The 20834-nt window shown below is 72.2% G+C and carries 22 protein-coding genes; 17 read left to right on the top strand and 5 right to left on the bottom strand.

What is annotated here, in order from left to right; genetic code table 11:
- Nucleotides 1-343 precede the first annotated feature (343 nt).
- On the bottom strand, nt 344-3061 hold the full coding sequence (locus DFJ66_RS09940) for an nSTAND1 domain-containing NTPase (protein ID WP_121220084.1): 2718 nt from the start codon (nt 3059-3061) through the stop codon (nt 344-346).
- Between the two features lie 140 nt (nt 3062-3201).
- The gene (locus DFJ66_RS09935) at nt 3202-4374 is read right to left on the bottom strand and encodes an ROK family transcriptional regulator (RefSeq protein ID WP_121230943.1); all 1173 of its coding nucleotides are present in this window, start codon (nt 4372-4374) and stop codon (nt 3202-3204) included.
- A gap of 61 nt (nt 4375-4435) precedes the next feature.
- Here DFJ66_RS09935 and xylA point away from each other — a divergent pair, with 61 nt between their 5' ends.
- The 4 genes from xylA to DFJ66_RS09915 all read left to right on the top strand — a co-directional run bounded on the left by xylA (nt 4436) and on the right by DFJ66_RS09915 (nt 8203).
- Complete coding sequence (gene xylA / locus DFJ66_RS09930; protein WP_211351054.1) at nt 4436-5572, top strand: xylose isomerase; 1137 nt, start codon at nt 4436-4438, stop codon at nt 5570-5572.
- Entirely contained in the window at nt 5569-6966 is a 1398-nt protein-coding gene (locus DFJ66_RS09925) for a xylulokinase (RefSeq protein WP_121220080.1), read from the top strand. The genes xylA and DFJ66_RS09925 overlap by 4 nt, the downstream gene beginning before the upstream one ends.
- Before the next feature lie 80 nt (nt 6967-7046).
- Nucleotides 7047-7598: a hemerythrin domain-containing protein gene (locus DFJ66_RS09920; protein ID WP_121220078.1), complete on the top strand. Its 552-nt coding sequence runs from the start codon at nt 7047-7049 to the stop codon at nt 7596-7598.
- Nucleotides 7598-8203, top strand: coding sequence for a flavodoxin family protein (locus DFJ66_RS09915; protein ID WP_121220076.1), 606 nt, complete (start codon nt 7598-7600; stop codon nt 8201-8203). Before DFJ66_RS09920 ends, DFJ66_RS09915 begins: the two co-directional genes overlap by 1 nt.
- Nucleotides 8204-8517: 314 nt before the next feature.
- Here DFJ66_RS09915 and DFJ66_RS09910 read toward each other — a convergent pair whose 3' ends face one another.
- A complete protein-coding gene (locus DFJ66_RS09910) occupies nt 8518-9258 on the bottom strand; it encodes a ZIP family metal transporter (protein WP_121220073.1) in 741 nt (246 codons plus the stop codon).
- Between the two features lie 53 nt (nt 9259-9311).
- On the opposite strand from DFJ66_RS09910, the gene DFJ66_RS09905 reads away from it, so the two are divergent.
- Entirely contained in the window at nt 9312-10316 is a 1005-nt protein-coding gene (locus DFJ66_RS09905; RefSeq protein ID WP_121220071.1) for an NAD-dependent epimerase/dehydratase family protein, read from the top strand.
- Here the strand turns inward: DFJ66_RS09905 and DFJ66_RS09900 are convergent.
- Entirely contained in the window at nt 10313-10549 is a 237-nt protein-coding gene (locus DFJ66_RS09900; protein WP_121220069.1) for a DUF6480 family protein, read from the bottom strand. The genes DFJ66_RS09905 and DFJ66_RS09900 overlap by 4 nt on opposite strands.
- 59 nt (nt 10550-10608) lie before the next feature.
- Here DFJ66_RS09900 and DFJ66_RS09895 point away from each other — a divergent pair, with 59 nt between their 5' ends.
- Genes DFJ66_RS09895 through DFJ66_RS42580 form a run of 4 tightly spaced genes read left to right on the top strand, consistent with a single transcriptional unit; the run spans nt 10609 to nt 12658 of the window.
- Nucleotides 10609-11172: a nucleotidyltransferase family protein gene (locus DFJ66_RS09895; RefSeq protein ID WP_121220067.1), complete on the top strand. Its 564-nt coding sequence runs from the start codon at nt 10609-10611 to the stop codon at nt 11170-11172.
- Nucleotides 11162-11410: a BON domain-containing protein gene (locus tag DFJ66_RS09890; RefSeq protein WP_121220064.1), complete on the top strand. Its 249-nt coding sequence runs from the start codon at nt 11162-11164 to the stop codon at nt 11408-11410. The genes DFJ66_RS09895 and DFJ66_RS09890 overlap by 11 nt, the downstream gene beginning before the upstream one ends.
- On the top strand, nt 11407-12144 hold the full coding sequence (locus DFJ66_RS09885) for a metallophosphoesterase family protein (RefSeq protein ID WP_121220062.1): 738 nt from the start codon (nt 11407-11409) through the stop codon (nt 12142-12144). Before DFJ66_RS09890 ends, DFJ66_RS09885 begins: the two co-directional genes overlap by 4 nt.
- Nucleotides 12137-12658, top strand: a complete 522-nt coding sequence (locus tag DFJ66_RS42580; protein ID WP_170199244.1) for a hypothetical protein — start codon at nt 12137-12139, stop codon at nt 12656-12658. Before DFJ66_RS09885 ends, DFJ66_RS42580 begins: the two co-directional genes overlap by 8 nt.
- A 191-nt stretch (nt 12659-12849) precedes the next feature.
- Here DFJ66_RS42580 and DFJ66_RS09875 read toward each other — a convergent pair whose 3' ends face one another.
- A complete protein-coding gene (locus DFJ66_RS09875) occupies nt 12850-13368 on the bottom strand; it encodes an SRPBCC family protein (protein WP_121220059.1) in 519 nt (172 codons plus the stop codon).
- A gap of 140 nt (nt 13369-13508) precedes the next feature.
- Between DFJ66_RS09875 and DFJ66_RS09870 the strand changes: the two genes are divergently transcribed.
- Genes DFJ66_RS09870 through DFJ66_RS09835 form a run of 8 tightly spaced genes read left to right on the top strand, consistent with a single transcriptional unit; the run spans nt 13509 to nt 20834 of the window.
- A complete protein-coding gene (locus tag DFJ66_RS09870; RefSeq protein ID WP_121220057.1) occupies nt 13509-14024 on the top strand; it encodes a D-glycero-alpha-D-manno-heptose-1,7-bisphosphate 7-phosphatase in 516 nt (171 codons plus the stop codon).
- Nucleotides 14021-15025, top strand: a complete 1005-nt coding sequence (locus tag DFJ66_RS09865; RefSeq protein ID WP_121220055.1) for a glycosyltransferase family 9 protein — start codon at nt 14021-14023, stop codon at nt 15023-15025. The genes DFJ66_RS09870 and DFJ66_RS09865 overlap by 4 nt, the downstream gene beginning before the upstream one ends.
- Nucleotides 15022-15900 (top strand): glycosyltransferase, encoded by an 879-nt coding sequence (locus DFJ66_RS09860; protein WP_121220053.1) that lies wholly within the window; start codon nt 15022-15024, stop codon nt 15898-15900. Before DFJ66_RS09865 ends, DFJ66_RS09860 begins: the two co-directional genes overlap by 4 nt.
- Nucleotides 15897-17108 carry a glycosyltransferase gene (locus tag DFJ66_RS09855; protein WP_121220051.1) on the top strand — a complete coding sequence of 404 codons (1212 nt, stop codon included), beginning with the start codon at nt 15897-15899 and terminating at the stop codon, nt 17106-17108. Before DFJ66_RS09860 ends, DFJ66_RS09855 begins: the two co-directional genes overlap by 4 nt.
- Nucleotides 17105-17680, top strand: a complete 576-nt coding sequence (locus tag DFJ66_RS09850; RefSeq protein ID WP_121220049.1) for a D-sedoheptulose-7-phosphate isomerase — start codon at nt 17105-17107, stop codon at nt 17678-17680. Before DFJ66_RS09855 ends, DFJ66_RS09850 begins: the two co-directional genes overlap by 4 nt.
- Complete coding sequence (gene rfaE2, locus DFJ66_RS09845) at nt 17677-18960, top strand: D-glycero-beta-D-manno-heptose 1-phosphate adenylyltransferase (RefSeq protein WP_121220046.1); 1284 nt, start codon at nt 17677-17679, stop codon at nt 18958-18960. The genes DFJ66_RS09850 and rfaE2 overlap by 4 nt, the downstream gene beginning before the upstream one ends.
- Nucleotides 18961-18963: 3 nt before the next feature.
- Complete coding sequence (locus DFJ66_RS09840) at nt 18964-19662, top strand: SDR family oxidoreductase (RefSeq protein ID WP_246029668.1); 699 nt, start codon at nt 18964-18966, stop codon at nt 19660-19662.
- Nucleotides 19653-20834: a cytochrome P450 family protein gene (locus DFJ66_RS09835; protein WP_121220044.1), complete on the top strand. Its 1182-nt coding sequence runs from the start codon at nt 19653-19655 to the stop codon at nt 20832-20834. Before DFJ66_RS09840 ends, DFJ66_RS09835 begins: the two co-directional genes overlap by 10 nt.

Genomic DNA, 20834 nt, shown 5'->3' with positions numbered 1-20834 from the left:
CCGGTGCTGGTCGCTCGCCAGTCAGGCGCTTCAAGAGCTTTGAGCTCCACGCGCTTCGCGCTCTCAAGATCAAAAGATAAAAAGCGGCGCTCGCCGCGCGGCAGGCCGCCAGCGGGGGGTGAAGGGCGTCGGTTCCCCCGCCGTATGGCCTGGCGGAGCCAACCACAGATTTCCCCGGTGCCGCGAAATTTTTGGCTCGTTCCTCGCAAAAAATTTGGCTGCACCGGGGAAATCTGTGGTAGCCCTTCGGGCAGGCCATACGGCGGGGGAACCGAGGCCCTCCACCTGTGGTGGTCACCACTGCAGACAGCGCGCTGCGCGGAGGGCGAGTGAAGGTGTGTGGTTAGCGGCAGGGTGGGTGGTAGTTGATGCCGTTGAAGTTGCGGCGCCATTCTTCCTGGGTTAGAGGCTGGCCGGCCGTTTCGCACATGTTCGCGATGGCCAGGTCCAGGTTGAACTCCCATGAGCGGCTGGTGCCGTCGGAGTTGGAGGTGGTCACCCAGTCGGGTGCGTCGCCGAAGTTGACGGCGTAGATGTTGTCCGTGTTGCCGCTGATCCGGCCTCGTTGCACCGGGTTCCGGCGGCTCGACAGGTCCCACATGCGGACCGTGCTGTCCTTGCCGACGCTGGCCAGGGCGGTGCCGTCGCGGCGGAAGCCCAGGGCGGTCACCTGGTCCTGGTGGGCGTCGATGGTGGTGATCCTGGTGGGGTCCCAGGGGTTCTTCGACAGGTCCCACAGGCGGATCGAGCCGGAGCGGCCCGCTACCGCGAGGGTGCCGGTGTCCTGGGTCAGGGCTGTGGTGGAGACGTCTTCGCCGTCGTCCAGTTCGGCGATCTGCTTCGGGGTGGCGGGGTTGGTGATGTCCCAGAGGCGGACGGTGCTCTGGTTGTCGACGGTGGACAGGATGTTGCCCTTGAACGGGGAGAAGGCGATGTTGTCGATGAACCTCGGGTGCGTGGTGATGGTGCCGACCTGGACCGGCTGGTACGGGTTGGTGGTGTCCCACAGGCGCACCACGGCCGAGCCTTCCACCGTGGCCAGGACCTGGCCGTTCGGGGAGAACACGGCGTGGATCAGGGGCCTGGCGAACCGGTACGCCACGACGGGCGCTCGGGCGTCGGTGAGGTCCCAGATCTGGGTGTCCGGGGACTCGTCGGTGGTGGCGAAGGCCTGTTCGCTCGGGGTCACCACCAGGCTGGTCACGGAGTTGCGCGGGGTCAGGACCGAGCCGAGGCGCTTGTAGATGTGGTCGTCCGCCGGGACGGGCACGCGGGCGTTGGGCAGGGCCGTGCCGTCGGGGCCGGTGGTGGGGCCGGTTTGGTAGACCGAGCGGGTGACCATGTCGGCGCTGGAGGCCGCGTGGAAGCTCAGGACCTGGTCGCGCAGGTCGTCGGTGCGGCTGAGCTGGTAGGCCGCGATGATCAGCTGGTTGGCCATGCGCTGGTCGGTGGTGCGTTTGCTCTGGGCCTCGTTGGCGACCAAGCGGGCGACGGACAGGTTGCGTTCCTGGGCCGCCTGTTTCTGGGCGCGGATGGCCAGGACGACCGCGCTCCCGGCGAAGAGGAGGAGGACCAGGAGCAGGGCGACCAACTGGCGCAGCCGGCGGGTCTGGCGGTGGTCGCGCCTGCGCTGCTCGTTGCGGGCCTCCTCGCTGGCCTTGAGGAAGGCGCGTTCGGTGGTGCTGGTGCGGACGCCGTCGCGGGTGGTCCACTCCAGGGCCGTGTCCAGGCGGGTGCCGCGGTAGAGGGCGTCCGGGTCGCGGTCCAGGGAGTCCCAGGTGGCCGCCGCCTCGGTGAGCTGGCGCATGGTGCGCAGCCCGTCGCGGTCGGTGCTCAGCCAGTTGCGCAGGCGGGGCCACGAGCGGATCAGGGCCTCGTGGGAGATCTCCACCGTGTCTCGGTCGAGGGTGAGCAGGCGGGCGTGGGCCAGGCGGTCGAGGACCACGTCCACGTCCACGTCGTGGTCCAGTTCGGCGCGGGGGAGGCGGCGTTTGGTGTCCTCGGTGCCGTCGCCCAGGGCCGTGAGGCGGAGGAAGACCTGGCGGGCCAAGGCTCGTTGTTGCTTCTCGAGGGACGTGAAGGTGCGTTCCGCGGTTTGGGCGATGGCGTGCTGGATGCCGCCGGCCGCCTCGTAGCCGGCGAGGGTGAGGGTGGTGCCGCGCCTGCGCCGCCAGGTTTCCAGGAGGGCGTGGGACAGCAGGGGCAGGACGCCGGCCTGGCCGGTCGCGTCGGCGATCAGGCGGGAGACCAGGGCCGTCTCGACCGTGCAGTTCGCCTTGACGGCGGGCTGCATGATCACCTGGCGGAGCTCCTCCGGACCCATCGGGCCGAGCAGGAGCTGACCGTCGGTGATGGCTTCCACCAGGTTCGGGTACTGGGCGCAGTGGCCGTAGAAGTCGGCCCGGACGCCCACGACCACCCGGCAGTCGGCGGTGAGCAGCGCGTCGATGAAGGCGGTGCGCTGGTCGGGGTCGGTGCAGAGGGTGAACAGCTCCTCGAACTGGTCGACGATCAGCAGGTCCTGGTCGTCCGCGGTGAGGGCGAACGCGGTCTCGGACGGGGTGATGACCATCGTCTTGTCCTTGCGCCGGGGCACCAGGCCCGCCCGCAGCAGGGACGACTTGCCCGCGCCGGACGCGCCGAAGACGGCGACGAACCGGCGTTGGGCGATGCGGTGCTCCAAGTCCTCCAGCACGTGGTCGCGGCCGAAGAACCACTCGGCGTCCTCGGTGCCGTAGGCGGCCAGGCCCGCGTAGGGCGGGTGGCTCTCGTCCGGGGTCGGCTCGGGCGTGGGCAGCACCTCGGCGGCGACCTGGTGCCAGCGGTCCTCCCACTCGGCCACGTCGCCCTCGCACGCGCGGACGTAGGCCAGGGTGACGGCGAGGGTGGGCAGCTTCCGGCCGCCGGCCGCGTCGGACAGCGTGGTGGCCGAGTAGTGGGCGCGCGCGCCCAACTGGCGGTAGCTGTACCCGCCCGCCTTGTCGCGCAGCGACCGCAGGTCCGCCGCGAACTTGAGCAGCGGGCTGTCGCCCACGTCCAACGGGCGTTCTCCACGCGGCACCGGCTCACCCCCTGACCAAGGTCCCCGAGTTCTCGGGTGTCGTCCAGGCTTTCAGATCCTGCCTCTGGACGAGTCCGCTTCGGGCGTGCGCATCCGGGTGAACCGGTCCAGGGGCGCACCCACAGTGTGCCTGGCCCCCGTTACGACTGAGCGGCGGTGATGTACGGGTCCGGGTCCGCCAGGATCGCGCGGACGGCCGTGGTCGCCGCGCCGCGCACGGCCGCCTCCGCGCCCAACGTCGAGGTCAGGACGGTGGTGGGGGACCAGCGGGCGCCCAGGACGCGCTCGCGGAGGGTGGTTTCCAGCGTGGTCGTGAGCCAGGGGGCCAGGCGGGCGTAGGTGCCGCCGAGGACGACCGTGGGCAGGTCGAGCAGGTTCACCGCGCCCGACAACGCCGTGGCCAGCCACTTCGCCGCCTCGGACACGGCGGTGGTGGCCGACGGGTCGCCCGCGCGCAGGGCCTTGAGCAGGTCGTCGAAGGTGGGGCAGCCCGCACTCTTGAGGATCTCGTCCTGGCCGGCCAGGCGCTCCAGGCAGCCGCGCGACCCGCACGTGCACGGCGGGCCGTTCGGGTCCACCTGGAGGTGGCCGATCTCACCCCCGAAGCCCCGCACGCCGTCGAACAGGGCACCGGCCACGACGATGCCGGCGCCGATGCCGATCTCGCCGGAGACGTGCACGAAGTCCTGCGTCCCGTGGCCGTGCCACAGCTCGGCCAGCGCCGCCAGGTTCGCCTCGTTGCCGACCTGGACGGGGACCTCCAGCGCCACCCGGGCGCGCAGTTCGTCCCGGATGTCGACCTCCTCCCAGCCCAGGTTCGGCGCGACGCGCAGGGTGCCGGTCGCGGTCTCCACCAGGCCCGGCACGGCCACGCCCACGCCGCCGATCGGCACGTCCCGCTTGAGGGTGTTGCGGATCGCCGTGGCGACCTTGGTCAGCACGCGGGCGGGAGAGGAGGTCCGGTTGTCGCTCGCGCGCAGCGTGCGGTGGCGGACCCGGCCGGTCAGGTCGACCAGGCAGGTGGCCACGTAGTCGACGCCGATCTCGACGCCCAGCCCGTGCGGGCCGTCCGGGGAGGGGTGCAGGGCGGTGCCGCGCCGGCCGGGGCCGGACCTGGCCTGCGCCTCGCCCTCGACCACCAGGCCGGCCGCGATCATGCGGTCCACCAGGCTCGACACGGTCGCCTTGGTCAGGCCGGTCCGGGCGGACACGGCGGCGCGGGACGACCCGGGGTGCGTGGTGATGGCGTCCAGCACCAGAGCGGAGTTGTGCCGTCGCACGGTGTGCTGGCTCGCGGGCTGCGGTCGGGACACCACTGGAGGATAGCCGGATCGTGCGATAAGTTCAGGCATCAAACTTATTGGAGGTGCCCTCGTGGACAAGTTCAGCTTCGGCCTGTGGACCGTCGGGTGGCAGGGCCGCGACCCGTTCGGCCTCGCCAGCCGTCCGCCGCTGGACCCGGCCGTGACCGTGCGCAAGCTGGCGGAGTTGGGTGCGTGGGGCGTCACGTTCCACGACGACGACCTGGTCCCGTTCGGCGCGGACGCGGCGGTGCGCGACAAGCGCATCACCGACTTCCGCAAGGCCCTGGACGAGACCGGCCTGGTCGTGCCGATGGTGACCACGGACCTGTTCACCCAGCCGGTCTTCAAGGACGGCGGGTTCACCAGCAACGACCGGCGGGTGCGCCGGTTCGCGCTGCGCAAGGTGCTGCGGAACCTCGAACTGGCCGCCGAGCTCGGCGCCCAGACGATCGTGCTGTGGGGCGGTCGGGAGGGTTCGGAGGTCGACGCCGGCAAGGACGTCAAGGCCGCGCTCGACCGGTACCGGGAGGCCCTGGACACCATCGCCGCGTACTCCGAGAGCCAGGGCTACGGCTTCCGCTTCGCGCTCGAGCCCAAGCCCAACGAGCCGCGCGGCGACATCCTGCTGCCCACCATCGGCCACGCCCTGGCGTTCATCTCCACGCTGGAGCACGAGCCGCTGTTCGGCGTGAACCCCGAGGTCGGGCACGAGCAGATGGCGGGCCTGAACTTCGTGCACGGCATCGGCCAGGCGCTGTGGCAGGGCAAGCTGTTCCACATCGACCTCAACGGCCAGAAGGGCCCGCGCTACGACCAGGACTTCGTGTTCGGGCACGGCGACCTGCTGTCCGCGTTCTTCCTGGTGGACCTGCTGGAGAACGGCGGCTACGAGGGTCCGCGGCACTTCGACTACAAGCCGTTGCGGACCGAGGACTTCGACGGCGTGTGGGCCAGCGCGGCGGCCAACATGCGCACCTACAAGCTCCTGAAGGAGCGCGTGGCGGCGTTCCGCGCCGACCCGGAGGTCCAGGAGGCGTTGCAGGCCAGCGGTGTCTTCGAGCAGTCGGAGTCCACGCTGGACGCCGGTGAGTCCATCGAGGACTTCATCAAGGCCGACGAGGACATCACCGCCGCGACCGAGAGGGGTTACGGCTTCGTGCACCTCAGCCAGCTCGCGCTCGAGCACGTGTTGGGCGCGCGCGGATGACCCTCGTCGCGGGTGTCGACTCGTCCACCCAGTCCTGCAAGGTGGTCGTGCGCGACGCCGAGAGCGGTGCGCTGGTGCGGGAAGGCCGGGCGGCGCACCCGGCCGGCACGGAGGTCGACCCGGCGGCGTGGTGGGACGCGTTGCAGGAGGCTGCTGCCGCGGCCGGCGGCCTGGACGACGTGGCGGCCGTTTCGGTTGCGGCGCAACAGCACGGGATGGTGTGCCTGGACTCGTCCGGCGAGGTCGTGCGGCCCGCGCTGCTGTGGAACGACACGCGGTCGGCGGGCGCGGCGGCGGACTTGGTCGAGGAGCTGGGCGGTCCGGCGAAGTGGGCGGAGGCGGTCGGCAACGTGCCGGTCGCGTCCCTCACCGTGACCAAGCTGCGGTGGTTGGCGCGCAACGAGCCGGCCAACGCGGACCGGACCGCCGCGGTGTGCCTGCCGCACGACTGGCTCACCTGGCGGTTGGCGGGCGGTTCGGGCGGTTCGGGCGGTTCGTCGCTGGAGGCGTTGACCACCGATCGCAGCGACGTCAGCGGCACCGGGTACTGGTCACCGTCCACAGAGGACTACCGGCCGGAGCTGCTGGAGCTGGCGTTCGGGAAGGTGCCGGTGCTGCCGTCCGTGCTGGGTCCGGCGGAGCTGGTCGCCGGCCGGTTCGGCGTCGGCGCGGGGGACAACGCGTCCGCCGCGCTGGGCGTGCAGGCCCGACCCGGTGACGTCGTGGTGTCCATCGGCACGTCCGGCACGGCGTTCGCACGGGCGCTGGCTCCGGTGGCGGACGGCAGCGGGACGGTGAACGGGTTCGCCGACGCCGAGGGCGGTTACCTGCCGCTGGTGTGCACGCTCAACGCGTCCCGCGTGCTCGACGCGACCGCCGCGTTGTTGGGGGTCGGGTTGGACGAGCTGTCCCGGTTGGCGCTGAGCGCGCCCGCCGGGGCGGACGGCCTGGTGCTGGTGCCGTACCTGGAGGGCGAGCGCACGCCCAACAAGCCGGACTCGACGGGCGCGGTGCACGGGTTGCGCCTGGACACCGCCACCCCCGCCCACCTGGCGCGGGCGGCGGTGGAAGGGCTGCTGTGCAGCCTGGCCGACGCCATCGACGCGCTCAAGGAGCTCGGGACGCCGGTCGAACGGGTGCTGCTGATCGGCGGCGGCGCCCAGTCCGAGGCGGTGCGGGCCCTCGCGCCCGCGGTGTTCGGGTGCCCGGTGGTCCTGCCCGCGACCAGCGAGTACGTGGCCGACGGCGCCGCTCGGCAGGCGGCGTGGGCGGTGTCCGGTGCGGCCGAGCCGCCGCACTGGTCGGAGCTGACCTCGACGCTGTTCGAGGCCGACCCGACCCCGTGGGTGCGGGAGCGCTACGCCGCCGCGCGGGAGCTGACCGTGGCCAAGTGAGCGCGGTAGTTGACCGTCGCTCAGTGAGGTGGCCCGCGATCGGGGCTTTTCACGTCCCCGATCGCGGGTAACCCGCGGGCATGAGCGACGAAGAAGACGTGATCGCACTGCTGGTCCGCCAGCACGCCGAGATCCGCGACCTGTTCGCCGAGGTCGAGACAGCGCACGGGGACGCCCGCAAGGACGCGTTCCGGCGGCTGGTCCGGCTGCTCGCGGTGCACGAGACGGCGGAGGAGGAGGTCGTCCACCCCGCCGCCCGGCGCGGCGAGGGCGGTGACGCCGTCGTGGACGCCCGCGTGGCCGAGGAGCGGCGGGCCAAGGAACTGCTGTCCACCCTCGACGACATCGGCCCCGACGCCGAGGGCTTCGACACCCTGCTGTTCGAACTGCGCGACGACGTGCTGGCCCACGCCCGGCACGAGGAGCAGGAGGAGTTCCCCCGCCTGCGCGAGGAGTACGACGGCGACCGCCTGCGCGCCCTGGCCAAGGCCGTGCGGGCCGCGGAGACCATCGCCCCGACCCGGCCGCACCCGGGCGTCGAGTCGCCGGCGGCGAACATGCTGCTCGGGCCGCCCGTGGCCATCATGGACCGGGCCCGCGACCTGATCCGGTCCGCGCTGGGGCGGAAGTGATGCGGGCGGTCGTCCTGCACTGCACGCTCAAGAAGTCCCCCGAGCGGTCGAACACCGAGCTGCTGTCGGCCGTGGTGGAGAACGAGCTGCGGGAACGTGGGGTGGAGGTTCACCCGATCCGGGTGGTCGACCGGAACGTGCCGCCGGGCGTTGTCACCGATCTGGGTGACGGCGACGAGTGGCCCGCCATTCACGAGGAGTTGTTGCGGTCGGAGATCCTGGTCGTGGCGACCCCGACGTGGGTGGGGCGGCCGTCGTCGATCGCCCAGCGGGTGCTGGAGCGGATGGACGCCATGATCTCGGAGCAGGACGACGAGGGTCGGCCGGTGGCGTACAACCGGGTCGCGGGTGTCGTGGTGACCGGGAACGAGGACGGGGCGCACCACGTGATCAGCGAGGTGGCCGGGGCGTTGGGGGACATCGGGTACACCGTGCCGGGGCAGGCGTGGACGTACTGGAACATGGGTCCGGGGCCTGGTCCTAGCTTTACCGACACCGACCACGGGCATGAGTGGTCGGTCACCACGGGCAAGGCGATGGCCGCGAACTTGTACGCGGTGGCCGAGGCGTTGGCCAAGAACCCGATTCCCGCGCCGCCGAGCTAGCCGAACGCGCTTCGCGCGCTCAAGATCAAAAGATCAAAAGATCGAAAGATGAAAAGATGACAAGCGGCGCTCGCCGCGCGGCAGGCCGCCAGCGGGGGGTGAAGGGCGTCGGTTCCCCCGCCGTATGGCCTGGCGGAGCCGACCACATTTTGGGCCGGGTGCCGCGAAATTTTTGGCTCGTTCCTCGCAAAAAATTTGGCTGCACCCGGCCCAAAATGTGGTAGCCCTTCGGGCAGGCCATACGGCGGGGGAACCGAGGCCCTCCACCTGTGGTTGGGAACCACCGCGCGCTTCGCGCGCCGAAAAGCGGGTGGTCAGGTGTGGGAGAGGGCGAAGGCGGTCAGGAAGCCCGCGACCGTCACCAGTCCGACCAGCAGGTGGGCGTCCTCGAAGGCCTCCGGGATCATGGTGTCCGCGATCATCGCCAGGATCGCCCCACCCGCGAACGCCGTGATCCCGGCCAGCCACGCCGGGTCCGCGCCCGCCAGGGCCACGTTGCCCAGCATCGCCGCCAAGCCGCTGACCAGCGCGATCGCCGTCCACAGCCCGAACACGTACACCCGGCTGCGGCCGGCTTGGCGCATACCGGCGGCGCTGGACAAGCCCTCGGGCACGTTGCTGATGAACACCGCCGCGACCGTCACCGCGCTCACGCCGCCACCGCCGATCAGGCTCGCGCCGATGACGACCGACTCGGGGATGCCGTCCAGCAGAGCCCCGATGGCGATGGCCGTGCCCGACCCGGCCTGTTCCGACTCGCTGGGCTGCTGACCGCCGGAACGCTTGCGGTGGCGGGCACCGCGTGAGGCCAGGTAGACGTTCGCCGCCGTGTAGACGACCGCGCCGGTGGCCGCGCCGCCCGCCGTGGGCACCAGGCCGCCCAGGTCGTGGGCCTCGTCGATCAGGTCGAACGCCACCGCCGACATCAGCACGCCGCTGCCGAACCCCATCACGGCGGCGATCACCCCGGCCGGCACCCGCACCAGGTAGCCCAGCAGCGCCCCCACCAGCAGCGCCGACCCGGCCAGCAGTCCCCATCCCGCCGCTGCGAACACGCGTGCCCCTCCCGTGGGTTGCGCCCGGCCCCAGCGCGGGTAACCGGTCCGGCATGAGGATCGTCGTCACGGGCGCCACCGGCAACGTGGGTACCGCCCTGTTGCGCAGGCTGGCCGAGGAACCGGACACCACCGTGCACGGCGTCTCCCGCCGTCCACCCGAGCCCGAACCGCCCTACGACATCGCCTGGACACCGGTGGACATCGCCAAGCCCGGCGCGGAGGAGCCGTTGGCCGACGTCATGCGCGGGGCCGACGCCGTCGTGCACCTGGCGTGGCTGATCCAGCCGAGCCACGACGAGCCGATGATGTACCGGACCAACGTGGCCGGCAGCGACAGCGTCTTCCGGGCCGCGCTGAAGGCGGGCGTGCCGCACCTGGTGCACATGTCGTCGGTGGGCGCGTACTCGCCGGCTGCCAAGAACGGGCTCAAGGACGAGAGCTGGCCGACGGACGGGGTGTCGACGTCCTACTACAGCCGCCACAAGTCGGCCGTGGAGCACCAGTTGGACCGGATCGAGCGCGAGCACCCGACCATGACGGTGACGCGCGTGCGCCCGTCCCTGATCCTCCAGCCGGACGCGGCGGCGGAGGTCAAGCGGTACTTCCTGGGGCCGTTGGTGCCGCACCTGCTGTTCAAGCTGAACGTGCCGATCCTGCCGTTGCCGAAGAGCATGGTGCTGCAGTTCGTGCACAGCGACGACGTGGCCGAAGCCTTGGTGCTGGTGTTGCGGAAGAAGCTCGGGGGAGCGGTGAACCTCGCCTCCGACCCGGTGATCACGCCCCAGGTGCTGGCCGAGGTCATGCGGTCGCGGCACGTGCCCATCCCGCCGCTCGCCCTGCGCACGGCGGCCCGGTTGACGTGGTTGGCCCACCTCCAACCGACCTCGCACGGTTGGGTGGACCTCGCCCTGACCTCGCCCCTGCTGGACACGACCCGGGCGCGCGACGAGCTGGGCTGGACGCCCCGCCACAACGCGCGGGACGTCCTGAACGAACTGCTCGACGGCCTCGGGCGCAAGGAGGGCGTGTCCGCCAGCCCGCCGCTCAAGCCCTAGAACAGGTTCGACCAGCCCATCACCTGGGCAACCACGAAGCCGAGCGCCAGCGCGGTCAGCAGCAGGACCACGACCAGCGCGGCGATGTTGCGGCCCCGCGAGGGCTGCGGCTCGTGGTGGGACACGCCTGACGTCTGACCCGATTCCGGAGGGGTGTCGCCGGGTGCGACGCCGCCACCGGGTTCCAGGCCGGGGGTGCGGGCCGGGTCCGGGTCGGGAGGGGTTGCTGTCATGGGCGTCGGGTACCCGGGTGGACCCGTGTGAAGCCTGGTGGCTCGGGGTAGTCAGGACCATGAGCGGCGTTCAAGACCAGTTGTTGCGCACCTTGACCAAGGTCGCGAAGGTGTTGCGCGAGCAGCAGATCCCGTTCGCGTTGTCCGGCGGTTGCGCCGTCTACGCGCGGGGTGGTCCGGCGACCGAGCACGACGTGGACATCCTGGTCCGCGAGGAGGACGCCAAGCCGGCGGTGAGCGCGTTGGTCGCGGCGGGCATGAGAGCCGCCGACGCGCCCGAGGACTGGCTGCTGAAGGTCTACGACGGCGACTCGCTGGTGGACCTGCTGTTCCGCCCGAACGAGTGGCCGGTGACCGACGAGACGCTGTCCCGGGCCGAGGAGCTGGCCGTCGGGTCGGTGACGTTGCCGGTGATGCCCGCGACCGAGGTGATGATCAGCAAGCTGCTCGTGCTGGACGGCCACCGCTGCGACTTCAGCGAGCTGCTGCCGTTCGCGCGGGCGTTGCGCGAGCAGATCGACTGGCGGCGCGTGCGCGAGGCGACCGCCCATTCCCCGTACGCGGAGGCGTTCCTCGTGCTCATCGAGCGCCTCGGGATCACAGGAGCCCCTGATGACCGCTGAGCAGTACCTCGCCGCCCGGTTGCGCCGGGCGCTGGCCGAAGACCCCCGCACCACCGAACTGGGTGTGCGGGTGACCGTGCGCGGTGACCACGTGCTGCTGTCCGGTGACGTGGCGTGCGCCGAGCGGCGTGACGAGCTGGAAGCGGTGATCCACGACGTCGCGCCCGAGCTGACCGTGCTGGACGACGTGAAGGTCACGCCGGTCGGTGAACCCGAGGGCAGGGAGGAGTTGCGATGATCCGCGTCGCCGCGGTCGGGGACGTGCACCTCGGCGAGGACGCGCGCGGGCGGTTGCGGCCCGCGCTGGAGAAGGTCGGCGAGCACGCCGACGTGCTGCTGCTCGCCGGCGACCTCACCCGGCACGGCACGGTGTCGGAGGCCCGGGTCGTGGCCGACGAGTTCGGCGGCCTGCCGGTGCCCGTGGTGGCGGTGCTGGGCAACCACGACCACCACGACGACAAGCCCGAGGAGGTCACGCGGGTGCTGCGGGACGCCGGGCTGACCGTGCTGGAGGGCGACTCGGTGACCATCCCGGTCGACGGGCACACCCTCGGCGTGGCCGGCGTGAAGGGCTTCGGCGGCGGGTTCGCGGGCAAGTGCGGGAGCGCGTTCGGCGAGCGGGAGATGAAGGCGTTCATCCAGCACACCACCGAGATCGCCGGTTCGCTGGAGAACGCGCTGACCTCGCTCGACACCGACGTGAAGGTGGCGTTGACGCACTACGCGCCGGTCCCGGACACGCTGCGCGGCGAGCCGCCGGAGATCTACCCGTTCCTCGGCTCGTACCTGCTGGGCGAGGCGATCGACAGCACCGGCACCCACCTCGCGGTGCACGGGCACGCCCACTTCGGCGTGGAGCACGGCATGACCCCCGGCGGGGTGCGGGTGCGCAACGTGGCGCAGCCGATCATCCGCTCCGCCTTCACCGTCTACTGCGTGGAACCGGCCGTGCTGGAGGTGTCGCATGGGTGAGACCAGGACCAAGGGGCCGTCCGCGGTGTGGGCGGGTCCCGTCGACGCGCCCGCGGTGGTCGTCCTCGACCCCTCCGGTGCCGCGCCGCACGGCGACCTGCCCGCCACGTGGCGCCCGCTGACCGAGCACCTGCAGGTGATGTGGTGCCGGCTGCCCGCGGCCGACCAGCCGTGGCAGGAGGTGGACGACGTGCTGGCCGAGTACCGCGACCGGGACGTGCCGGTGCACCTCGTGGCCGGCGCGGCGGCGGGCGCCCGGGTCGGTGACCTGGCCAACGAGCACGAGGGCGTGGTGAAGTCCGTGCAGACCTTCGCCGCGCCGCTGCCGCTGGGGCACCCGGACGTGGTGCTCGCGGTGGTGGGCCGGCTGCTGGCGCAGGACGTGCACCCCAAGGAGGACGGCGACGCGGGCATCGAGATCGCGCGCGGCACGGGCCCGTCCCTGCTGGGTGACGCGGCCTCGGCGCTGTGGCAGTCGGTCAACCAGGTGTTCGAACGGCTCAAGCGCGGCTGAGCGCGTAGCACGTGAAGAAGGGTGGCCTCCCGAGTTCGGGAGGCCACCCTTCGTGTGCTGGGGGCCTGTGGTTTCAAGCCCCGGCGTTCAGGTGTAGAGCGTTCAGGCGTGCAAGTCGACGGGCGGGCGGGGGCGCGGGATGGGTGGGTGTGCCCAGCTCCGTCTCCGCGGCCCCCGTGCCGCCCGCGTGCTCATCGGATCGGGTCGCCCGGACGACCGCCGCCGGGCAGGTCGTGACGCGTCTCGCCGGCCTGCGGCGGCCGGGTCACGTCACCGCGCCAGCCGCCGGTCTCGGTGCCGCGGCGCTCGATGTACTCCTTGAACCGCTTCAGGTCGCCCGAGATGCGCGTCTGCACGACGCCCAGGGCCGTGCCCGCCTTCTCGGTGAGGGTCTGCGGGTCGTACTCCATCTGCAGGTGGACCCGGGTGTGCCGGTCGTCGAGCCGGTGGAAGGTCACCACGCCGCCCTGCGGCGGGCCGTCGACGGTGTGCCACGCGACCCGCTCGTCCGGGTGCTGCTCGGTGATCTCGGCGTCGAACTCCCGCTCCACGCCACCGATCTTGGTCACCCAGTGGGTGCGGGTGGCGGTCACCTGCTCGATGCGCTCGACACCCTCCATGAACTCCGGGAACGACTCGAACTGCGTCCACTGGTTGTACGCGGTCTGCACCGGGACCTCGACGTCCACGGACTTTTCGATCGTCGTCACAGGAAACAACCTCTCCTCTGGTCGAGTGGTCGAGTTCTCTCCGGGGCTACCCCCGACCGCGCCGCCCCACACATGGGTGACAGTGAGTAGCGCTTCGCCGAGAAGTGTTTGTCCGCCGGAGAACCGGCTAACTCTCCGATGTGGACCAGTACCCCCAGGCCGTGCTGTTCGACCGCGACGGCACGCTAGTTCGAGACGTGCCGTACAACGGTGACCCGGCACGCGTTTCGCTCATGCCGGGAGCCGTGGAAACGGTGCGTGAGCTGCGCGCACGCGGTGTGAAGACCGGTGTGGTGAGCAACCAGTCCGGCATCGGCCGCGGCCTGCTCACGCCCGAGCAGGTGGCGGCCGTCAACGCGCGCGTCGAGGAGTTGCTGGGCCGTTTCGGCACGTGGCAGATCTGTCCACACCACCCGGACGAGGGGTGCGAGTGCCGCAAACCCAAACCTGGTCTGGTGATCGCCGCGTGCGCCGCGTTGGGCGTCGAGCCGTCACGGACCGTGGTCATCGGGGACATCGGCGCGGACGTGGACGCGGCGCACGCCGCCGGCGCCCGCGCGGTGCTGGTCCCGACCGATCGGACGTTGCGGGAGGAAGTCGATCGCGCTCCCCGCACGGCGGAGGACCTGGTGTCGGCGCTGGGGGTGATCGGATGAACGGTCCACAGAGGACGCTCGTGGCCCGGCTGGACAGCGACGGCGATGTGCTGCTGGCCGGTCCGGCGATCCGCGCGGCGGCGGCGTCGAGCGAGGTCGTGCTGTTGTGCGGGCACAAGGGCGCGCAGGCGGCCGAGTTGCTGCCCGGTGTGCGGCGCATCATCAAGTGGGACTGCCCGTGGATCGCCTCACCACCGCCGGAAGTGCGCGCGCCGGACGTGGAAGGCCTTGTGGCGCTGCTGAAAGGCGTGCGCGCGGACGTCGCCCTGATCCTCACCTCCTTCCACCAGAGCCCGTTGCCGCTGGCGTTGTTGTTGCGGTTGGCCGGTGTGCCGAGGATCGTGGCGCGGTCGGTGGACTACCCGGGGTCGCTGCTGGACGTGCGGCTGCGCGACGACCCGGACATCCCGGAGGCCAGCCGGGCGCTGGGGGTGGCGCGGGCCGCCGGCTTCGACCTGCCGCCCGGTGACGACGGCCGGCTCGCGGTGCTGCCGCCGCCGGAATCGCCGTTCCCGCCGCCGTACGTGGTGGTGCACCCCGGTGCGTCGGTGCCCGCGCGGGCCTGGTCGCCGGAGCGGTGCCGGGCGACGGTCGAGGCGTTGTGCGAGGCGGGCCACCGGGTCGTGGTGACCGGCGGTCCCGCGGAGACCGAGCTGACCGCGTACGTGGCCGGCGCGCAGGGCCTGGACCTGGGCGGGCGCACGACGTTCGCGCAGCTGGCCGGGGTGCTGGCGGCGGCGGACGCGGTGGTGGTGGGCAACACCGGCCCCGCGCACCTCGCGGTCGCCGTGGGCACGCCGGTGGTGTCGTTGTTCGCGCCCGTCGTGCCCGCCGCCCGGTGGGCGCCGCACGGGCCGCATGTCCTGTTGGGCGACCAGCGCGCGGCGTGCGCGGGGACGCGGGCGCGCGAGTGCCCGGTGCCCGGCCACCCGTGCCTGGACCGGGTGACGCCCGGTCATGTGGTCGCCGCTGTCCAGCAACTGGTGGGGGTGCGGGCGTGAAGGTCCTGGTGTGGCACGTGCACGGGTCGTGGGCGAACGCGTTCGTCCGGGGCGGCCACGAGTACTTGATCCCCGGCCCCCCGCACGGCAAGGGCCTGCTGGGCCGCGACTGGCCGTCCGCCCGCGAGGTCGATCTGTCCGAAGTGGACGCGGATGTCGCCGTGGTCCAAGAAGTCGAGCAACTGGCGTTGGTGCCCAAGGGAATCCCGGTCATCTACCTGGAGCACAACACCCCGAAGATGCCCAATCAGAAGCACCCGATGGCCGATTGGCCCGGACTTCTGGTGCACGTGACTCATTTCAACGACTTGATGTGGGACTGCGGCACCACCCGCACCACGGTGATCGAGCACGGCGTGGTGGACCCCGGCCACCTCTACACCGGCGAGCTGCCGCACGCGGCCGTTGTGGTGAACGACCCGGTTCGGCGCGGCAGGGTCGTGGGTACGGACCTGTTGACGCGGTTCGCGGCAGTGGCGCCGCTGGACGTGTTCGGCATGGGCACCGAAGAGCTCGGCGAGTGGGGTCGCGGTGACCACCCGCTGGACGTGTTGCACCGCGAAGTGGCCCGGCGACGGCTCTACCTGCACCCGGTGCGGTGGACGTCGCTGGGGTTGTCGCTGATCGAGGCGATGCACCTGGGCATGCCGATCGTGGCGCTCGCGTGCACCGAGGTGGTCCGCGCCGTGCCGCCCGAGGCGGGCGTGGTGTCCACCGACGTCGCGGAGCTGGAACGTGGCGTGGCGCAGCTGGTCGCCGATCCGGCGCTGGCGGCCGAGCAGGGCAAGCAGGCCAGGGAGTTCGCCCTGGCCAGGTACGGCCTCGACGCGTTCCTGCGTGGTTGGGACCGGTTGTTGGCGGAGGTGAGTCGATGAAGATCGCGATGGTGTCCGAGCACGCCAGCCCGTTGGCGGCGTTGGGCGGGGTGGACGCGGGCGGTCAGAACGTCCACGTGGCGTCCCTGTCCGCCGCGCTGGCGGCGCAGGGGCACGAGGTCGCGGTGTACACCCGCCGCGACAGCCCCGACCTGCCCGAGGTCGTGCGCACCGAACACGGCTACGAGGTCGTCCACGTACCCGCCGGACCACCCGAGCAGGTGCCCAAGGACGAACTCCTGCCGCACATGGGCGACTTCGCCAAGTTCCTGCGCGCCCGGTGGGAGCTCGACGCGCCCGACGTCGTGCACGGGCACTTCTGGATGTCCGGCCTGGCGTCCGTGCTGGCCACGCGGGGTCTGGGCATCCCGGTCGTGCAGACCTTCCACGCGCTGGGCACGGTCAAGCGCCGCCACCAGGGCCGGGCCGACACCAGCCCGGTCGAGCGCATCGCCACCGAGCGGCTGGTCGGACGGGAGGTGTCCCGGGTCGCGGCCACCTGCGCGGACGAGGTGTTCGAGCTGCTGCGCATGGGCGTGCCGCGCTCGCGGATCTCGGTGGTGCCGTGCGGGGTGGACCCGAAGCTGTTCAAGCCCGAGGGTCCGCGGGACCGGCGGATGCTGCCGCACCGGATCGTCACGGTCGGCCGGCTGGTGCCGCGCAAGGGGTTCGTCGACGTGATCACCGCGCTGCGGTCGGTGCCGGACACCGAGCTGGTCGTGGCGGGCGGGTCGGCGGACATGGCGAGCGACCCGGAGGCGTTGCGGCTGCTGGAGCACGCCCGGGAGATGGGCGTGCGGGACCGGGTGCGGTTCATCGGCCAGGTGTCGCGCACGCAGATGCCGTCGCTGCTGCGCTCGGCCGACCTGGTGGTGTGCGTGCCGTGGTACGAGCCGTTCGGGATCGTGCCGCTGGAGGCGATGGCGTGCGGCGTGCCGGTCGTGGCCTCGGCGGTGGGCGGGCTGACCGACACCGTCGTGGACGACGTGACCGGGTGCCTGGTGCCGCCGCGCGACCCGGTGGCGCTGGCGCGGGCGGTGCGCTCGCTGCTGGCCGACCAGGGTCGGCGGGAGGCGTTCGGGCTGGCCGGCACGGACCGGGTGCACGCCCGCTACACGTGGGACCGGGTCGCCGCGGACACCGCCCGGGTCTACGAGCGCGCCGGCGCGGGTGTGCCCGCCGACGTGGCCGTGGGAGGTGCGAAGTGACGGTCCAGGAGCACCTGCGCGGCCTGGCGGAGACCTTGGCGGGGCTGGAGCAGCAGGCCTCGCGCGTGACGCGCTGGGGCTCGCTGCTGGCTCGCAGGCTGACCGCGGGCGGGAGACTCCTCGCGGCGGGCAACGGCGGGTCGGCGGCCGAGGCGCAGCACCTGACCGCGGAGCTGGTGGGGCGGTTCCGCGACGACCGGCAGCCGTTCTCGGCGATCGCGCTGTGCGCGGAGTCCTCCAGCGTGACCGCGATCGGCAACGACTACGGCTACGAACAGGTCTTCGCCCGGCAGGTGACCGCACACGCGCGGCCCGGTGACGTGGTGGTGCTGCTGTCCACCAGCGGCAAGAGCCCGAACCTGATCGAGGCGGCGCACGCCGGTCGGCGCGCGGGCGCGGTGGTGTGGGCGCTGACCGGTCCCGCGCCCAACCCGCTGGCCTCGGTGGTCGACGAGGTGCTGGCGCTGCCCGGCTCGACGGCGAACGTGCAGGAAGCCCAGTTGGTCGCGGTCCACGCGCTGTGCGAGGCGTTCGAGGCCGCGTTGCCGCTGTCCTCCCGGAGGGTGTCGTGAAGCTGGTCGTGGTCGGTGACTCGCTGCTGGACGTGGACATCGAGGGCACGGCCGAGCGGCTGTGCCCGGACGCGCCCGCGCCGGTGCTGGACGTGCGGGAGGAGCGCGTGCGGCCCGGTGGCGCGGGGCTGGCGGCGTCGCTGGCCCGCCGGGACGGGGTGGACGTGACCCTGGTGACGGCGGTGGCCGACGACGCCGACGGGTGGCGGCTGCGGGACGCGCTGGCGGACGTGCCGACCGTGTTCGGGCCGTCGCCTGCGGCCACGTCGGTCAAGACCAGGCTGCGCTGCGCCGGGCACTCGATCGCGCGCATGGACCGGGGTGGCGGGCGCGGCAAGCCCACCGCCACCGACGAGATGCTGGACGCGGTGCGCGAAGCGGACATGGTGCTGGTGTCGGACTACGGGCGCGGGTTGGCGTTCGACGAGCGGCTGCGGCAGGCGTTGGCGGGCAAGCCGGTGGTGTGGGACCCGCACCCGCGTGGCCCCGAGCCGACCCCGGACGCCCGGCTGGTGACGCCCAACCACAGCGAGGCGACCCGGTTCAGCGGGTGCGAGGACCCCGAGGACGCGGCTGCTCTGCTGCGCAAGCGTTGGGGCGCAAGGGCTGTGGTGGTCACGCTGGGCGCGGATGGTGCTTTGCTGCATTACGGCGGCACGCCCGTTGCCGTGCCCGCGCCGCGTGTGGCGGTGATGGACCCGTGTGGCGCGGGGGACCGGTTCGCGGTCACCGCGGCCGTGCGGTTGATGCGGGGTGAGGCGTCCGACGACGCCGTGGCTGCCGCGGTGGCGTCCGCTGCGGATTTTCTGGCGGCTGGTGGGGCTTCCGGGTTCCACACGGTCCGTAGGTCCGGCGTGGATGCCACGCGGGCGCGTGGTGGTGTGGTCGTGGCGACCGGTGGGTGCTTCGACCTGCTGCACGCCGGGCACGTGCGCACGCTGGAGGCGGCGCGGGCGTTGGGCGACTGCCTGGTGGTGTGCCTGAACTCGGACGATTCCGTGCGGCGGCTCAAGGGGCCGGACCGGCCCGTGACCAAGCAGCACGACCGGGCGGAGATCCTGCGCGCGCTGGAGTGCGTGGACGACGTGGTGATCTTCGACGAGGACACCCCGGAACGGGTGCTGGACCGGCTGCGGCCCGACATCTGGGTCAAGGGCGGCGACTACAGCGCCGAATCCCTGCCCGAGGCCGCGCTGGTGCGGTCGTGGGGCGGGCGGACCGTGGTCGTGCCGTACCACCAGGGGCGGTCGACGACCCGGCTACTGGCTAGGAGGGGTTAGGACATGGTGGGGCGGGACATGGTGGGGCAGGTGTTGGTGACCGGCGGCGCGTCCGGGCTGGGCGCGGCCGTGGTGCACGCGGTGCGTGAGGCCGGCGGGCAGCCGTTGGTGCTGGACAAGGCGGCACCCGCGTCGGACGAGGCGGTGGACTTCGAGTCCGTCGACCTGTCCGACACGCGGGCGGCCGAACGGGCGGTGCGCGACATCGCCGAGCGCAACGGCGGGCTGCGGGCCGTGGTGACGGCGGCGGGGACGGACGCGTGCGGCAAGCTGGTGGACGTCCCGGCGGCGGACTGGGAGCGGGTGGTGCTGGTGAACCTGCTCGGCACCGCCGCGGTGGTGCGAGCGGCCCTGCCGTACCTGGACGGCGGCGGCCGGGTGGTGACGGTGGCGTCCACGCTGGGCATCAAGGCCGTCAGCGACGCGACCGCGTACTGCGCCTCGAAGTTCGGTGTCGTCGGCTTCACGCGGGCGTTGGCGGCCGAGACCGCCGGCCGGGTCGGGGTGACGTTGTTGATCCCCGGCGGCATGAAGACCAAGTTCTTCGACGGGCGCGCGGAGCAGTACCGGCCGCCGGACGACTCGAAGCTCAACCCGCCCGAGCACGTGGCCGACGCGATCCTGTTCGCGCTGCGCCAGCCGGCGGGTTGCGAGGTCCGGGAACTCGTCGTGGCGCATGAGGAGGAAGGGTCATGGCCGTAGCCTCCCGGTTGGACACCGGCAAAGCGTTCGCGCGGGTTCTGTTGCCCACGCTGGCCAAAGGTGTGATCGTGCGCCGACCGCCCGTGCTGGCGATGGCGGAGAAGGTGCAGGCCGACGCGTTGGCCGTGCGGACGATGAAGGCGTTGCGGGACAAGTACGGTCCCGAGCCGCTGCGGCTGCGGGTGACCGGGCGCAGCGTCGCGCTGGTGCTCGACCCGGAGGACGTGGGGCGGCTGCTGGACGAGACGCCGGAGCCGTTCCACCCGGCCACGGCCGAGAAGCGGGCCGCCCTGAAGCACTTCCAGCCGCACGGCTCGCTGGCCACGCGCGGGCCGGAGCGGGAGAAGCGCAGGCGGTTCAACGACGTCGTGCTGCGGCCGGAGAAGCTCGACGTCGAGGCCGTGGTGCGCGACGAGGCCGACCTGTTGGTGCGGCACGCGATGAGCACCGGCGTGCTGACGTGGGACGACTTCGCGCAGGTGTGGTGGAAGGTGGCGCGGCGGATCGTCCTCGGCGCGAGCGCGCGGGACGACGAGGCGTTGACCGACGACCTGAAGACGTTGCGGGGCAACGCGAACTGGGCGTTCCTGCACCCCAAGCGGCGAGGGCTGCGCAAGCGGTTCGAGCGGCGGTTGCGCGAGCACCTGGAGCGCGCCGAGCCCAACAGCCTGGCCTCGCTCGCGCCCGCCTCCGAGGTGGCCTCGCAGGCACCGCACTGGCTGTTCGCCTTCGATGCCGCCGGGATCGTGACCATGCGGGCGCTGGCCATCGGCGGGTCCGGTCCCGCGGGCGTCCTGGAGTCGGCGCGGCTGTGGCCGACCACGCCGGTGATCCTGCGGGAGAGCACCATCGCGACCCGGTGGCACGGGACGTGGCTGCCGGAGAACACGCTGTTCATCGTGTTCTCGCCGTACTTCCACCGGTTCTACGGCGACACCTACCGGCCCGAGCTGTGGCCGACGCAGGAGCCGGCGCTGGTGCCGTTCAGCGGCGGTCCGGGGGTGTGCCCGGGGCGGGACCTGGTGCTGGTCAGCGCCGGGACCATGCTGGACACCCTCCGCGCCCACCTGGACTTCTCGACCCTCGAGCCGCCGTTCCCGGCCACCCTCAACCACTTCGCGTTGAAGCTGCGCGCCACCCGGAAGGGCGACGACGGTTTGGAGGTGGTGTGA

Source organism: Saccharothrix variisporea (genome assembly GCF_003634995.1).
Lineage (GTDB): Bacteria > Actinomycetota > Actinomycetes > Mycobacteriales > Pseudonocardiaceae > Actinosynnema > Actinosynnema variisporeum.
Note: the sequence above shows the minus strand (reverse complement) of the source record. Positions and strands in the feature narration are given on the sequence as shown.